This is a genomic window from Polaribacter sp. ALD11 (assembly GCF_002831685.1).
Classification (GTDB): domain Bacteria; phylum Bacteroidota; class Bacteroidia; order Flavobacteriales; family Flavobacteriaceae; genus Polaribacter.
In genome coordinates, this window is record NZ_CP025119.1 from 1044001 (window position 1) to 1058014 (window position 14014).

General features: G+C 32.1%; 19 protein-coding genes. 9 read left to right on the forward strand and 10 right to left on the reverse strand.

Features of this window, described 5'->3' with window-relative positions:
• Positions 1 to 61 precede the first annotated feature (61 nt).
• From CW731_RS04645 to CW731_RS04690, 10 genes are all read right to left on the reverse strand, one after another.
• Complete coding sequence (locus CW731_RS04645; RefSeq protein WP_100945635.1) at positions 62 to 748, reverse strand: ABC transporter ATP-binding protein; 687 nt, start codon at positions 746 to 748, stop codon at positions 62 to 64.
• A gap of 2 nt (positions 749 to 750) precedes the next feature.
• Positions 751 to 2010: an ABC transporter permease gene (locus tag CW731_RS04650; RefSeq protein WP_100945636.1), complete on the reverse strand. Its 1260-nt coding sequence runs from the start codon at positions 2008 to 2010 to the stop codon at positions 751 to 753.
• On the reverse strand, positions 2010 to 3083 hold the full coding sequence (locus CW731_RS04655) for an efflux RND transporter periplasmic adaptor subunit (RefSeq protein ID WP_100945637.1): 1074 nt from the start codon (positions 3081 to 3083) through the stop codon (positions 2010 to 2012). The genes CW731_RS04650 and CW731_RS04655 overlap by 1 nt, the downstream gene beginning before the upstream one ends.
• A 59-nt stretch (positions 3084 to 3142) precedes the next feature.
• Complete coding sequence (locus tag CW731_RS04660; protein ID WP_100947625.1) at positions 3143 to 3523, reverse strand: hypothetical protein; 381 nt, start codon at positions 3521 to 3523, stop codon at positions 3143 to 3145.
• A gap of 7 nt (positions 3524 to 3530) precedes the next feature.
• Positions 3531 to 3860, reverse strand: a complete 330-nt coding sequence (locus tag CW731_RS04665) for a hypothetical protein (RefSeq protein WP_100945638.1) — start codon at positions 3858 to 3860, stop codon at positions 3531 to 3533.
• Positions 3861 to 3891: 31 nt separating this feature from the next.
• Positions 3892 to 4095 (reverse strand): hypothetical protein, encoded by a 204-nt coding sequence (locus tag CW731_RS04670; RefSeq protein ID WP_100945639.1) that lies wholly within the window; start codon positions 4093 to 4095, stop codon positions 3892 to 3894.
• A 90-nt stretch (positions 4096 to 4185) separates the two neighbouring features.
• Positions 4186 to 5556: an MBL fold metallo-hydrolase RNA specificity domain-containing protein gene (locus tag CW731_RS04675; protein WP_100945640.1), complete on the reverse strand. Its 1371-nt coding sequence runs from the start codon at positions 5554 to 5556 to the stop codon at positions 4186 to 4188.
• A 4-nt stretch (positions 5557 to 5560) separates the two neighbouring features.
• Positions 5561 to 6397 carry a restriction endonuclease gene (locus CW731_RS04680; RefSeq protein ID WP_100945641.1) on the reverse strand — a complete coding sequence of 279 codons (837 nt, stop codon included), beginning with the start codon at positions 6395 to 6397 and terminating at the stop codon, positions 5561 to 5563.
• A gap of 293 nt (positions 6398 to 6690) precedes the next feature.
• A complete protein-coding gene (locus tag CW731_RS04685; protein WP_368356659.1) occupies positions 6691 to 6906 on the reverse strand; it encodes an SHOCT domain-containing protein in 216 nt (71 codons plus the stop codon).
• A gap of 63 nt (positions 6907 to 6969) precedes the next feature.
• Positions 6970 to 7689 (reverse strand): peroxiredoxin, encoded by a 720-nt coding sequence (locus tag CW731_RS04690; RefSeq protein WP_100945642.1) that lies wholly within the window; start codon positions 7687 to 7689, stop codon positions 6970 to 6972.
• Positions 7690 to 7852: 163 nt separating this feature from the next.
• Here CW731_RS04690 and CW731_RS04695 point away from each other — a divergent pair, with 163 nt between their 5' ends.
• From CW731_RS04695 to CW731_RS04735, 9 genes are all read left to right on the forward strand, one after another.
• Complete coding sequence (locus CW731_RS04695) at positions 7853 to 9490, forward strand: PAS domain-containing sensor histidine kinase (RefSeq protein ID WP_100945643.1); 1638 nt, start codon at positions 7853 to 7855, stop codon at positions 9488 to 9490.
• 7 nt (positions 9491 to 9497) lie between these two features.
• Positions 9498 to 10568, forward strand: a complete 1071-nt coding sequence (locus CW731_RS04700) for a response regulator (RefSeq protein WP_100945644.1) — start codon at positions 9498 to 9500, stop codon at positions 10566 to 10568.
• Positions 10569 to 10654: 86 nt separating this feature from the next.
• Positions 10655 to 11146 (forward strand): hypothetical protein, encoded by a 492-nt coding sequence (locus tag CW731_RS04705; RefSeq protein ID WP_100945645.1) that lies wholly within the window; start codon positions 10655 to 10657, stop codon positions 11144 to 11146.
• 206 nt (positions 11147 to 11352) lie between these two features.
• Positions 11353 to 12123, forward strand: coding sequence for an RNA polymerase sigma factor (locus tag CW731_RS04710; RefSeq protein WP_100945646.1), 771 nt, complete (start codon positions 11353 to 11355; stop codon positions 12121 to 12123).
• A gap of 16 nt (positions 12124 to 12139) precedes the next feature.
• Positions 12140 to 12310 (forward strand): DnaJ domain-containing protein, encoded by a 171-nt coding sequence (locus CW731_RS15870; RefSeq protein WP_302849638.1) that lies wholly within the window; start codon positions 12140 to 12142, stop codon positions 12308 to 12310.
• A 15-nt stretch (positions 12311 to 12325) separates the two neighbouring features.
• Positions 12326 to 12859: a DnaJ C-terminal domain-containing protein gene (locus CW731_RS04720; protein WP_302849639.1), complete on the forward strand. Its 534-nt coding sequence runs from the start codon at positions 12326 to 12328 to the stop codon at positions 12857 to 12859.
• Positions 12860 to 12871: 12 nt separating this feature from the next.
• The gene (locus CW731_RS04725; protein ID WP_100945648.1) at positions 12872 to 13132 is read left to right on the forward strand and encodes a heavy metal-associated domain-containing protein; all 261 of its coding nucleotides are present in this window, start codon (positions 12872 to 12874) and stop codon (positions 13130 to 13132) included.
• A gap of 125 nt (positions 13133 to 13257) precedes the next feature.
• Positions 13258 to 13563 carry a hypothetical protein gene (locus CW731_RS04730; RefSeq protein ID WP_100945649.1) on the forward strand — a complete coding sequence of 102 codons (306 nt, stop codon included), beginning with the start codon at positions 13258 to 13260 and terminating at the stop codon, positions 13561 to 13563.
• Between the two features lie 26 nt (positions 13564 to 13589).
• Entirely contained in the window at positions 13590 to 13958 is a 369-nt protein-coding gene (locus CW731_RS04735) for a hypothetical protein (protein WP_157812188.1), read from the forward strand.
• Positions 13959 to 14014 lie beyond the last annotated feature (56 nt).

Genomic DNA, 14014 nt, shown 5'->3' on the forward strand with positions numbered 1-14014 from the left:
GCAATAGACGTAAAAATATGTAACATAAGTTTTATATGTTTCATTGATTTACTTCATTTTATCATAAACCAGTGCTAATTATTTTACCATCTTCCATAGTGATCGTTCTATGCGTGTTGTCTGCAAAGTCAAGGTCGTGTGTAACAATCAACAAAGACTGGTTGTATACTTCCGCTAGCTCCTTAAAAATATTAAATACAACATCTCCGCTCTTTTTGTCCAGATTCCCTGTAGGTTCATCTCCCATGATAATTATGGGATCATTAATCAATGCCCTGGCAATAGCTACTCGTTGTTTTTGACCACCACTCAACTGGTTGGGATACTTTAATGCTTCAGATTCTATACCTAGTATTTTTAATTTCTGATAAGCATTATGTTCTATTTCTTTCTCCGACAGCTTTCCATACTTAAGTGCTGGCAACATTACATTTTGCAAGTTGTTAAATTCACTGAGCAAATAGTGAAACTGAAATACGAATCCTATTTTTTCATTTCGCACTTTGGCGAGTTCCACGTCTTTTTTATTTGTCATGTTAATGCCATCTAGAAATAGTTCTCCTTCATAGCTGGTATCCATCGTGGATAAAATATAGAGTAAAGTAGATTTACCGCAACCAGACCTTCCCATAACAGAAACAAACTCACCTGCATTGATAGAAAAACTAACATCTGTTAACACCTTTACGGTAATAGGGTTATAAAAAGATTTATTAATACCAATGGCTTCTATAACTTTTTTTTTCATATTTATTTTCCTCTTATTATATCTACAGGATCTATTTTACTTGCTTTTTTAGAAGGGAAATACCCTGCGAAATAAGTAGTGATGATAGAAAATACAGCCCCAATCAAATAGAATTTTGGGTTGTAATTTATGGGGTATGTTTTTACGGCTGGCAAGGAAGCGGTATTGAATGGAATTTCACCAATCAATGCAGATAGTCCTAATCCAAATAGCAATCCCAACGCTCCACCAACAATACCAATAGTTAAGGCAATGGTGATGAATATAGAGTTAACATCTTTACCTGAAAAGCCAGTAGCTTTAAGAATGGCAATAGAGTCCATTTTTTCATAAATCATCATATTAAGAATATTGTAAATCCCAAATCCAGCAACAATAAGTAATGTTATGCCCACTGCATAAGAAATTAGTGTCCGTACAGAACTACCAGTTTCAAATTGCGCATTGGCTGTTTGAATATCAATCGCCTCTACTTCAAACAATGTGTTGTACCTTTTTGCAAGGGCTGGTGCCAGAGTCATATCAAATAATTTAATCTGAATATCGGTAACATAACTTTTAGGCTTACCTAGTATTTTTTGAGTAGTAGCGAGTGTTGCATAGCTTTGAACTTTGTCTACCTCATCTACTCCTGATTGAAAAAAACCAACTACTTTCAAAGGAAATCGAATTCCATCGCTTGTCGTTATTTGAATGTTGTCACCAATCTGAACGAGCATTTTCTTAGCAGCACCAATGCCTAAAATGATACTATTAGGTGTGTTTTTTAAATTAATAGTTTTACCTTTCACTACGTAATCCTGAAACGTAAAAAGCTTATTTTCTGCATCTACATCAATACCGTTTATGACACCCGTTAAATTAATTGTGCCTACATTATAAAAAATGGGCACTGTGGTTTTTGGTGCAACACCACGAACATTCGAATCCTTTTTTAGGGCTTTGATGATGGCTTCACTATTCCGTATTTCTGGTAGCTCAATTTTAGGTTTAATATGTCTTACAAAATGATAAGCCTTGGGGTATGCTGTTGATCTGGCAATGGGTTGCACCTTCGATGGTAATATTTCATTATAAAGTCTTACATGCGGCGTACGGTTTAATATCAAATTATCGAGCAAATCGTTTAATCCTGTCATAAAACTCAGCAAAGCGATAAACATCATAATACTGAAGGTAACCCCAAAGGCAGCAACCGCAGTTTGCTTTAGCCTAGCGGTGAGCAAAGCCATTGAAATTCGAGTAATGAGCTTAATTTTCATTACTCTGGAAGAATAAGCTCTTCATTTTCATCTATACCTGAAATAATCTCTACCATTTGGTAATCTTTCAAACCCGTTTTTACAATAAACCTCTTCCCAAATTTATTTACAACTATAGAGTCATTCAGCAGGTAATTTCTTGGTATAAGTAATGCCTCTTTTTTTGTTTTAATGACCACATTGGCTTCAAAGGAAATATTTGGGTATAGTGTAGTTGGTGGACTTGCAAATTCCGCTTCAATGGTAAAAGTTTTACTTTTCAAATTCATCATTGGATTTATTTTTGACACCACAGCATTAAACACAGAATCGCGATAGCTATTCAATACAACCAATACCGGCATGCCTACTTGAATGTCTACAATATCATATTCATCTATTTGCATTTCAAGGAGATATTTTTTATCATCTCCAATTATAGCAATTGATATTTGAGGTGTTACAATTTCGCCCTTAGAGATATTTATTTGATACACCTTACCTTTTACTTTACTTCTCACAAGATAATCACTTGTGTTTTTATTACTGATTAGTAGATTGTTTTTGGCTTGCCTAGAGAGATACTCCAGTTGCCTTTCGACCTCTTCCAACTTTTCTTTTGCAGACTCATAAGTGTTTTTAGACTTTTTAACAGTAAGTTCTTTCTGCTCTAAGACAACTTTAGATCCAATATTTTGCGCCCATAGCCTTTCTTGTCTTTCTAGCATAATTGCATCATTTTCCATTTGACTTTTTGCCAAATCGACAAACGACTTCGCTTCTTCTAATTTCCCACGATTCACATTATAGGCATTAAAATTAGCTGATAATTTAGCGTTGTCCGATATCAAACGTTGTGCATCATTAATAATAGATATAATGGGAGAACCAATCTCTACGGTTACTCCTTCGTCTGCAAATACCTCATCAACAATGCCACTTACTGTTGCAAAAACCTGGTATTGATTTTCACTTACAATAAGCCCTGAAGCATACACAGATTCCGTGATAGATTGTTTTACAGGGCTTATCGTGTCCTGTTTCGTTTGACAAGCACTGCATATAATTAATGCAAAGAGAAAAAGACATTTCATAGGTTTTAACTATTCTAATCAATCAAATGAAATATTTGAACGACTTAAGGTAATCTGGCTTATTGCCCTTCAAAATAATTTTTAACAAAAGCCTCTTGTTGATTATCTGTCATCTTATCTGCTATTTCAATTCCGATTTTTATATCCTTAAAATGTAAATCGGTCTTCAAGTAATTGTGCAGTTCTGTTTTTGCATTTGTTGGCCCAAATAAAAGTACCCTATCATATTTTAAAATGGCATTTGCAATTTCTTTATAAAAAGCTTCATTCATTTGTTGCCTTTTATTATGCATTAATTTTTCACTTCTACTCAATGCTTCTTCTTTTGTATCAAAAGTAAATTTCGATGTTATCGAATTACTGTGCTTTTTGGAAGTTAAATCAATCAATTTTGCGATTGAATGATCCATCCAGATACCTACGTTTTTTTGTGTTTTCATTTGTATTTTAATTAAGTGGTTTTTCATTATTTTGTATCCGCCCAAGAATTGTTTCTAAAGAAGCTGTAAGTTTATCGACAGCACCTGATACAGCAAGTTCAACAGTATTGGCCTGACATGAAACGGCTAACGGTTGTCTGCCTTCAATTCTAGTTTCCAACAAGCATCTCATAACATTATGTCCTTCCTTTTTTCCATTTTCATCTGATAGATGTACTTCTATTCTTGTAATATGGGATTCGAAAATTTTTACCCCTTCTGCTATCAAAGAAGTAAAATAATGCTGATCTTTTTCATCTCCAGGAATTGTTTTATCGGTATTAAATTGAATTTTCATTGTTGTGTTTTTATTGGTTTAATTATTCTTTTTATTTATTATGTGTGTTGGCATAATTACTTACAATCTCTTTTAAAGAATTATAGTAATCTTCTAGGTTTTTAATATCTACCTCATCTTCTTTAGAATCGTTCATTGGTATTTCAATAATGTATTTAGACAACTCAGGAAATTCGTTGTGAATTTTAGCTGTGATGCTTATTATATTCTGTTCCAGTTCTATCTTCGTTTTCATTTATTTTTTATTAAGTTGAAGTTCCTTGAATGTGTGTTTTTATGATAATTTATTGATTTGATAAAATTACTTGTCAGATAAGACCTCATCTTAAAAATGGAATTCCTTACTTTCATAAAGTTTAGGTATCGTCACGTTCCAATTGAAAGTGTCTTTAAGTTTTACTCGAAAAGCATCTAAGGACGACGGTTCGCCGTGTATTAGAAAAACTTCTTCAGGAACATTCTTAATGTCTGTTAACCAATCTAAAAGCTCTGTCTGGTCTGCGTGCGCAGATAAACTTTCAATTTGATGAACTGTTGCTTTTACTGGAATCCATTTTCCGAAGAATTTAAGTTCGTGTGCACCGTCTAACAATTGTCTACCTCTTGTGCCTTCAGCTTGATAGCCTACCAGCAGTACGGTTGTTGTTGGCTCGTCTATAAGTTGTTTTAAATACGTTAATACACGTCCGCCTGTTACCATACCACTTCCAGCAATCACAATTTTTGGGCGTGGAGCATCTATTGTTTCCCAAGTTTCACGATACGATGTAATAATATTCATTCGTTTTTGCATCTCTAGAAACTCTTTAGGTGGAATCTTATGCCATTTTGAAAATCGCTCAAAAACAGCAAGTACATTATTCCCCATAGGACTGTCTATAAATATTGGAATGTTAGGTATTCTGTTCTCTTTGTGTAATTTATAAAGGAGGTACATTAATAATTGTAACCGTTCTACAGCAAAGGAAGGAATGATTAAACTCCCCTGAGTATCGATGGTGTGATTGATAAGTGTTACCAATTTTTCTGTAACACTCTCTGTAGGATGTAATTTATTCCCGTACGTACTTTCTATAAACAGATAATCTGCTCGTGTTGGTTTTTGAGGTGGAGCTAAGAGTACATCATTACTTCTTCCTATATCACCAGAAAAAACCATTATTTTTCCAAAGATATCTAACTCGATAAATGTAGCACCTAATATGTGACCATTGTATTTAAACCGATACTTCACATTTTTAGAGATAGCATACCAAGTATCTAGTTCCGCAGATTTAAATAGACCAATTGTACTCTCTGCTTCTTTAACAGTATAAAATGGTTTGGCAGGAGCATGTTTAGAATAGCCTTCTTTATTGGCTTTTTTAGCTTCTTCTTCGTGGATTTTACCACTGTCTTTAAGAATAATCTCGGTAATTGCTAAAGTAGGTGCTGTACCAATAACGGTTCCTCTAAAACCTTGCTTTAGCAAACGAGGTAGGTATCCTGTGTGATCTAGATGACCGTGAGTTAACAATATTGTTCCAATGGTCTTAACATCAAAAGGAATAGGATTCCAGTTTTGTTCTCGGAGTTCCTTTAAGCCTTGAAACATTCCACAATCTATCATAAAGTTGCCTTCTGAGGTTTCAATAATAAATTTAGAACCAGTAACCGTTCCTGCTGCTCCAAAGAAATGAATTTTAACAGTTTTCATATTTTTATGATTTACCACAAAGAAGATTTATCTCTTTGAGAATATTTTGCTTTCTTTTTTCTGAAACTCCTAAATGATCTAAATAAAAAGTATCATTTAAAAGTTGTCTACACAATACAACATCTCTACTTAATAAAAATTGTTTTTCTCTCATAGTCATTAATGAAGAAACTGTAATGGGATATAAACCTAAGCGGTCAATTCTATCTTTAAGTCCGTTATTTTCTGGAAAATCCCAACTTAGCAAATGAAGGCCACAACATTTTCCGTAGGTTATTGCATCTTTTGTAAACTGAGTATTTGTAACCACCCAACCTTCCGTTGGGCAATTGCTATCTTTAACATAGTTGGCAACCACGTCATTATATCTAGAATGAATATATAACGGAATTTTTACGTTACATTTAATACTTCTATCACTATGAAATTTACATTCTACAATAATATATTCTTCTTTTCTTTTTGCAATTACATCCACTTCATGCGTAACACATTTACCTTGTAGTATTTTACCAACTTCAACTTCATAGCCAGAATATTGTAAAATTGCAGCAACAAACCTTTCAAAAGGAAAACCAGTTGGTCCTAATTCGTAAATGGCTTTTTTTAATTTATATTTAGATGCATAGATAGATTTCTTCTTTTTTAATAATGCAAATGCTCTATTATAAATTTCTTTTGTAGAAATATCTTGATACAATTCATCTCTCACTACATTTATAATTTGTGAGATACTCTTCTCATCGGCTCCACTATGTCGTAACGAGTTCTTTAATTTAGGAACTGAAAATTTTGCGCGCTCGCCAGATGCTTTAAGTATTGTAAATTCCTCTTTTTTCATATATATGATTTTAGCATTCTAGTTTCTTAAATAGTTTAATACTACTGTAAGTATATTGGCATTTTGATCTATACCTTTTACCATTGGGTTTGAGAAAACGTCTCCAAATAAACTCTGTTTAATGTTTATAAAAATAATCACCTCGTTTTCCCAACTCTTTGTAAAACAAGACTCGCAAACTATCTTGAGTTGAATTTTAATTATAAAGCAACACATTAGTCCATTTAAAAGATTATTAATAAGTCAAACAAATATTAATTTTACTTTTATTTGAATTCAGCGATTAACAATATTTAGTTCTCAATAATTTTTTTCTTCTCTTGAAACTCTTCCTTATTTATTTCTCCTGAAGCAAAACGCTTCTTTAAGATATCGAGTGGTGTGTCTTTTTTTGCTCTTTCTCCTGGGATTTTGTAGGGTGTAGCGAAAATCCAAAATAGAACGATTATCCACATAATCCACCAGAAAAAATGCATTCCTACAAATTGGTAATTGTCATAATTCATCATAATTTCATTTATTTAAAAGGTTCATATAAAATTATTTTTATTGTATTTTTTTTGAAGGGTTTTTTATTTCTTCAAAATAGCTTTTAACACTTCTTCTTTTCCTAATTTTTTAGTACAGAAAAACCAGTCCTTACATTCCAACTCATCCTTAGAAGTCATTCTTTCTTCGGCAACACCACAGGTTCCCGCAGGCGAAACAATTACATCATCGCCAGGATTCCAATCTGCTGGAGTTGCTACATTAAAAGCATCAGCTGTTTGCATTGCAATCAATGCTCTATAAATCTCATCAAAATTTCTTCCTAAGCTTAGCGGATAATAAATAAGGGCTCTAACAATACTATTTGGATCAATAAAAAACACTGCTCTTACCGCTTGCGTTTTACTTTCACCAGGTTGAATCATTCCATACTTTTTAGCCACTTCCATCGTAATATCTTCAATTAAAGGAAACTTGACTTCTACATTCTTCATTCCATTAAATTCAATTTTATCTTTAATAGTTCGTAACCAAGCAATATGACTGTATAAACCATCAATAGACAAACCAACTAATTGACAATTCGCTTTATTAAATTTACTTTCTAAATGTGCAAACGTTATAAATTCTGAAGTACAAACAGGTGTAAAATCTGCTGGGTGACTAAACAAGATTACCCATTTTCCGATATAATCTTCTGGAAAATTAATTGCTCCTTGTGTTGTAACGGCTTTAAATTGAGGTGCTGCGTCTCCTATTCTAGGCAGTGAAGTAATCTGTTCTGTTTCTTGTGTTGCTTCCATTTCTATTGTATTAATTCATATTGATAAAAACCAAAGTTACAGACACAAACTATGAATTGAAATGACATATATCAGCTTTATTAAATATTTGAAAATCAAATTAGTAAAAGATGCCTTATGTCATTTTAAATGGCGTAGATTGTAGAACTAAATACCAATAAAAGTGAGTAACCAATTACAAGATACAGACCTATTTCAAAGTATATTTCATTCATCTGTGGAAGGTATTTTAGTAGTAGATGCAGAAGGTGTCATTATTAAAGCCAATCCAGCTAGCGAACAACTCTTTGGCTATAAGATTGGAGAACTAATAGAAAAAAAAGTAGAAAGTCTTATTCCTGAAAAATTCAAAAAAAACCATAAAAGCCATAGAGAAGGTTATATAATAAAGCCAAAGGCAAGACGTATGGGACAAGATTTAGAGCTGTGGGGATTAAAAAAAGATGGCTCTCAATTTCAATTAGAAATAAGTTTAAGCCCTGCTACAGTAAAGGAGGAACATGTTGTAATAGCCTTTATAATTGATGTTACAGAACTTAAAAAAACAGAAAAAAACCTAACAATTAGCCAAGCTCAACTAAAATCTTATTCTGAAGAGTTAGAGGAAAAAGTTACCAGCAGAACAAATGAACTGACCACTACGGTTCAAAAATTGGTGGCATCTAATTTAAATCTCGAAGATCAGATGCAAGAAACCAAGGAAGCAGAGAAAAATGCTGCTGCTAGCAAATCCTTATCCTCTGCAATTGCTAAGAGCTTTCCTAATGGTTTTATTATTGTTTTTAACGCTAGTTTAGAAATGCTACTTATAGAAGGAGAAGCTATTATACAATTAGGGTTAAATAAAATGTATTTTGAAAATGCCAATGTTAATGACATTTCCATCTTTTCCGAAAAACAAAAAAACAAACTAAAAAAGGATATCTTAAAAACGATTGCCGGAGAGCACCTTCGTTTCGAAATAGTATATAAAAATAAATATTTCTCTGTAAACACCATTCCCTTACTCGATGATGATACTATTATTTCTAGCGCCTTATTTGTATATAGTAATATTACTGAACAAAAAAAAATCGAAAGAGATGCTAAGAATGCATTAAAAAAAGAACAGGAATTGAACGAATTAAAATCTCGTTTTGTTTCTATGGCATCTCACGAATTTAGAACTCCTTTGAGTGCTATACAGACTTCTGCAATTCTTATTGGTAAACAAAATGAAGCTGGTAAGGAACAAAAACGCGAGAAATATGTAACTCAGATAAAGAACAATGTAAAACACTTGGTTGTTATTTTAAACGATTTCTTGTCTCTAAGTAAGTTAGAAGAAGGAAAAGTTATAGTTAATAAGGAATTGTTTGATTTTGTTGCCCTTTCTAAAACATTTATTGAAGAAGTATCTATGACAAAAAAGATAGGAAAGAACCTTATTTTTTCATCACCCGACCACCCTGTTTTTCTTAATCTTGACCCAAAATTAGTTCGCCATATCTTAATGAATTTGGTCTCCAATGCCATTAAATATTCTCCAAAAAACACATATATTATTATTAAAATTGAAGAAAATAACCACTCTGTTTTTCTTGAAGTTAAAGATGAAGGTATTGGAATTCCGGCAGAAGAACAAGACAAATTATTCGACCGATTCTTTAGAGCAAAAAATGCGTATAATATTGAAGGAACAGGTTTAGGGCTAAATATTGTAAAACAATATGTAGAACTTATGAATGGTACCATCGATTTTAAGAGTAAAATAAATACAGGTACTACTTTCTTATTGAAGTTGCCCAAAACTATTAAATAGTGAAATCATGACAAAAATACTTCTAATCGAAGACAATCAAGATGTTCGAGAAAATACGGCAGAAATCTTAGAGTTAGCAAACTATGAGGTTTGCACAGCAGAAAACGGAAAGAAAGGTGTTTCCATGGCGAAACTTACCAAACCCGATATTATTATCTGTGATATTATGATGCCTGAACTTAATGGATATGATGTATTACTGCATCTAAATAAAGATAAAACCACTGCCAGTACTCCTTTTATTTTCTTAACAGCAAAAACAGAAAGAATAGACGTTAGAAAAGGAATGAACCTAGGAGCCGATGATTATCTAACAAAACCTTTTGAAGAAAGAGATTTGTTAGAAGCAGTTGCATCCAGACTTAAAAAACATAACTTTCTTAAAAAAGAGTTCTCTAGAAATATTGAAGGTATCAATCAGTTTTTTGATGAAGTCGCTGCACATGAAGGTATGGAAAGTCTTTCTCAGAATCGTAGCACTGTTAGCTTTAATAAAAAAGCCGTCATCTTTATGGAGGGGAATGCTGCTAACACGCTTTACTTTATACAAAAAGGAGCTATAAAAACATCTAAAACTACTGAGTCTGGTAAATCTTTGGTAACAGGCCTGTTTGGACCAGGACAATTTGTAGGTCAACTTTCTTTACTAACAAATAAAGGTATTTATAGAGATACTGCAACAGTAATAGAACAAGCAGAAGTTTTTGAAATACCCAAAGCCGATTTTACAACGTTGTTATTTGGTGACAAGCTAATTTCAAATAAATTTATCACCATGATTTCTAACGACTTAATTGAGCTTCAAGAACAACTAGTAAATATGGCTTTTTCGACAGTTAAACAACGGTTAGCAAAAGTACTGTTGAATTTATCTAAAAATGAAATACTAAATAATTCTAAAAATAAAGGAATTAATATATCTAGAGAAGATTTAGCAAGTCTAATTGGTACAGCTACTGAAACTGCTATTAGAATGCTAACAGATTTTAAAGAGGAAAAATTAATAACCATAGGTTCTCAAAGAGAAATTATGATAGAAGATATAAGTAACTTAGAAGATATTGCGCTGTTTGGATAAATTAGAATAGTTGACCTTCGTCATTGAAGAAAAGAAATGTTACCATTAATTTAGCAATCCGTAGAAACTAAATTAACATTTTTAACATGCTTTCTAAAGAACGTAAAATACCACAGAAACTATTTGTTATAAAAACCTATCAAAATTTATTACAAATAGAGATAGTCTTAAATAATATTACTCAAAAAAACAACATACCTCTTCAGGTATCGATTCTAGGCCCCCTTACGGCCAATAAAACAATTCCTAAAAAAGAACTTAAAAAGACCATTACCTATATAAAGAAGCAATTAAGTACTGCATTAGGCAAGGAGTTTCAATTTGGTTATTTCCATAACCCAGAAGTTGGTTCTTTATTTATTGCAGGTCATTTAACTCCTACATTTCTTAATAAAGTTGATAAAAGAGAACTCGCTGCATTACCAGCAGGTCTTTCTGGTATCTTTAGAGGATTGGGAACTAATATAGAAAACATCGATAATTATTTAACTGCGTTAAAAAACAACAATTATTGTTTAATCATTCGAGGAGAAAGCAATTTATTAGATGCTGTAAAACCAATACTAAACGCCTGTTAATTTTGGGTGGTGTTCGACTCATCATTTAATAAATAGCCGTTTTGGTCGTTCAAAAAAAAACATAAAATAAGGCGGAACTTCTAATTCTATTAATTAAAAACAGCTAAGATTTCCTTAAACTAAGTACTATTTACTGACGCTGGTCATTTTATTAAGACTTTACTATTTGCAACTTTGTTATTTAATCAACTAAAAAGGTGAAATCTATGGAAACCCAAACTATTCATTATAAAATTCGAAAAGAACTTCGCGTCTCTATAAAGCAAAAATTACCAAACCTTATTAAGTATAAGCAAGAAGATAATGAAGCCGCCTTCTATGATTTGCTCTTAGAGATTTTGCCAGATTTAAGACAATACGTAAATAAAAGAGTTTTGGCGGCGATACAGAAAGGTCATTTTCCAAGAAACAAATATGATCCTAATGATTTTATTGATGAGTTGTTTATTGAAACCTATGATCATATTGAAAACTTTTCTAATGCAGACGAATTTTATATGTGGCTCTACAAAAAGGCCAACGAACTATTAGAGGATGTAATTATCGAAGAAGAATTTGACGAACTTTTTTTCAAGAATATTGATGATTATTCCAAACCTGAATGGGATGCAATGCAGGAAAATTATAGTACAGATGGTGGTGGAGATATACTGATGATTGATGAACTGGATGATATTTCTTACTACCATAATGATTATACCTTAAACCACGTATTTGTAGAAAATAAGGAGAAAGCCTTAATTGAGAAAATAGACAAAGATTTAAATACCAAAGAAATTCAAAATCACATCGCAATGGTGTTGCACAATTTACCACTGGCAATGCGTACTGTTTTTGAACTACACACCAATCAACATTTAGATCTCAAAGAAATTGCACACATAAGAAACACTTCGCTTAAAGAAGTTGAGCAGCTTTTAAAAGATGCAAAAAAAGCGCTGCAAGTCAGTTTTTTCAACAGATATTCTGTCAATTAATAAACGTTCATTATAAATGGATTATAAGGGCTATTATAAAATATTAGAAGTTAGCAAAAATGCCACTGTAAAAAACATCAAAAAAGCATACAGAAAATTAGCAGCCAAACACCATCCTGATAAAAACCCCGACAACAAAGATGCCGAAGAAAATTCAAAGAAATTAATGAGGCAAATGGTGTTTTAAGTAATAAAGAACAACGTGCAAAAGTATGATGCTTTAGGCACCAATTGGGAAGCATACCAACATACTGGTGATGATTGGCCTGATTACGCTAATCGAAGTAAACAAAACGAACGTCCTTCTCAAGGCAATCCTTCAGCTTTTTATGGACAACAATTAAAAATAAAAGGCAAAGGACAACCTAGTGTAAAAGGCGGCAATAGAGGTAATTTATTTATTATTTTAAAAGTACAACAAGATTCTAGATTCCAACGAAATGGAGATCATCTAAGGTATGTAGCAACTGTAGATTTATACACCGCTATTCTTGGTGGTAAAATAGAAGTACCAACGCTTACAGGAACGGTAAAAGTTACGGTACCTAAAGAAAGTGAAACAGGAAAAACACTTAGGTTAAAAGGGAAAGGAATGCCAATATATAGCAAACCGTTACAATTTGGAGATTTATTGGTAAAACTGAATGTAGAATTGCCAAAACAACTTACAAAAGAAGAAGAAATCTTTAAAAAATCACAAAACTTAAGAGAAACACAAACCGTTAATCCAAATTAAAACAGACTATTTATGAGCTTAATAAATGAAAATGTAATACCAGGAAACCATGGAAAAGTATTTAGCACCAATGCAAAGAGTATTCATGATTTAGAGAAAATTAGGGCTAAAATACTAGAGTTAAAAGGTGTTAAAAATGTGTTACTCGATCTTGAAGTGTTTCCTCGAGAATTTACCATTCATACTTCTAAGTTAATTACCATAAACGAAATAGAAGAAAAAGTACTAGCTACAGGTTTCCATGCGATACAGAAAAATGCTTTTGAACTCTAAATTATGAAAAGCTTGTAAAAAATAATTACACTAAAGTGAAAACAAAAAAAACTCATATCATGAAAATTAAAACATCAAATCCAAAACAGAATTATTATTAGTTGCAGGACTAAACGTGCTTCATTTTGAAAGACGAAGTGAAATTCTTTGATAATCTATTAAAGAAAAAAGAAGCTTTAGAAAAAAAGAAACCAGAATATGAGAAGATGTTGAGAAACTTAGACAAAATTCACGCCGACTTATTTGAAGACTTAGAAGATAGTATTATTGAACATGAAAAATTATTATCTAAAATTCAAAAAGGAGAAAAAGGAATCTCTGATAATGATTATCGTGAAAAACACCGTCATATTTTTTTACGTATAGACACTTTTACAAATGACTTTAAAACCTTCAAAGGAATTGTTTTTGAGTATGCAAAAGGGTTGTAATAAAATCACTTTAAAAAACACATCTTATGGAACTAACCCTATATACTAGAAATTATAATACGTCTGATACTATCCAAAACTTTATGGACTTTTATTACAGTCTACAAATGAAGTATTTGGCAAGTGATCTTTTGAAAAAAGGATTATCACCCAAACAAATATCAGATGCCGTAGCAACAGCTGTAAAAATAGCAAGTTCTTCAGATATCGATACGAAAATGCATTTTAGGCCTGTTTATAGTGCTATAAACCAAGAAATTATTAGAGATTGTAAACTTTCTCAATTAGGATATGGATTGGTATTAATGAATGCAAACCCGAATGTATCCACTGTAGGTAATTTTCAAGTAAATATTTTAGGTGAATTTCTTAAGACAAGAAGTTATTCTATTTAAGAAATTAAAACACATTGAAACTATACCATAATGAACTTCTAGTTCATTATGGTATA

Bases quoted from the DNA above. Each gene is read 5' to 3' on its own strand.
- CW731_RS15870 (WP_302849638.1), top strand. From the start codon at position 12,140: ATGGATTATAAGGGCTATTATAAAATATTAGAAGTTAGCAAAAATGCC.
- CW731_RS04690 (WP_100945642.1), bottom strand. From the start codon at position 7,689: ATGGAAGCAACACAAGAAACAGAACAGATTACTTCACTGCCTAGAATA.
- CW731_RS04710 (WP_100945646.1), top strand. From the start codon at position 11,353: ATGGAAACCCAAACTATTCATTATAAAATTCGAAAAGAACTTCGCGTC.
- CW731_RS04685 (WP_368356659.1), bottom strand. From the start codon at position 6,906: ATGATGAATTATGACAATTACCAATTTGTAGGAATGCATTTTTTCTGG.
- CW731_RS04655 (WP_100945637.1), bottom strand. From the start codon at position 3,083: ATGAAATGTCTTTTTCTCTTTGCATTAATTATATGCAGTGCTTGTCAA.
- CW731_RS04645 (WP_100945635.1), bottom strand. From the start codon at position 748: ATGAAAAAAAAAGTTATAGAAGCCATTGGTATTAATAAATCTTTTTAT.
- CW731_RS04665 (WP_100945638.1), bottom strand. From the start codon at position 3,860: ATGAAAATTCAATTTAATACCGATAAAACAATTCCTGGAGATGAAAAA.
- CW731_RS04675 (WP_100945640.1), bottom strand. From the start codon at position 5,556: ATGAAAACTGTTAAAATTCATTTCTTTGGAGCAGCAGGAACGGTTACT.
- CW731_RS04735 (WP_157812188.1), top strand. From the start codon at position 13,590: ATGGAACTAACCCTATATACTAGAAATTATAATACGTCTGATACTATC.
- CW731_RS04725 (WP_100945648.1), top strand. From the start codon at position 12,872: ATGAGCTTAATAAATGAAAATGTAATACCAGGAAACCATGGAAAAGTA.
- CW731_RS04705 (WP_100945645.1), top strand. From the start codon at position 10,655: ATGCTTTCTAAAGAACGTAAAATACCACAGAAACTATTTGTTATAAAA.
- CW731_RS04660 (WP_100947625.1), bottom strand. From the start codon at position 3,523: ATGAAAACACAAAAAAACGTAGGTATCTGGATGGATCATTCAATCGCA.
- CW731_RS04700 (WP_100945644.1), top strand. From the start codon at position 9,498: ATGACAAAAATACTTCTAATCGAAGACAATCAAGATGTTCGAGAAAAT.
- CW731_RS04650 (WP_100945636.1), bottom strand. From the start codon at position 2,010: ATGAAAATTAAGCTCATTACTCGAATTTCAATGGCTTTGCTCACCGCT.
- CW731_RS04670 (WP_100945639.1), bottom strand. From the start codon at position 4,095: ATGAAAACGAAGATAGAACTGGAACAGAATATAATAAGCATCACAGCT.
- CW731_RS04680 (WP_100945641.1), bottom strand. From the start codon at position 6,397: ATGAAAAAAGAGGAATTTACAATACTTAAAGCATCTGGCGAGCGCGCA.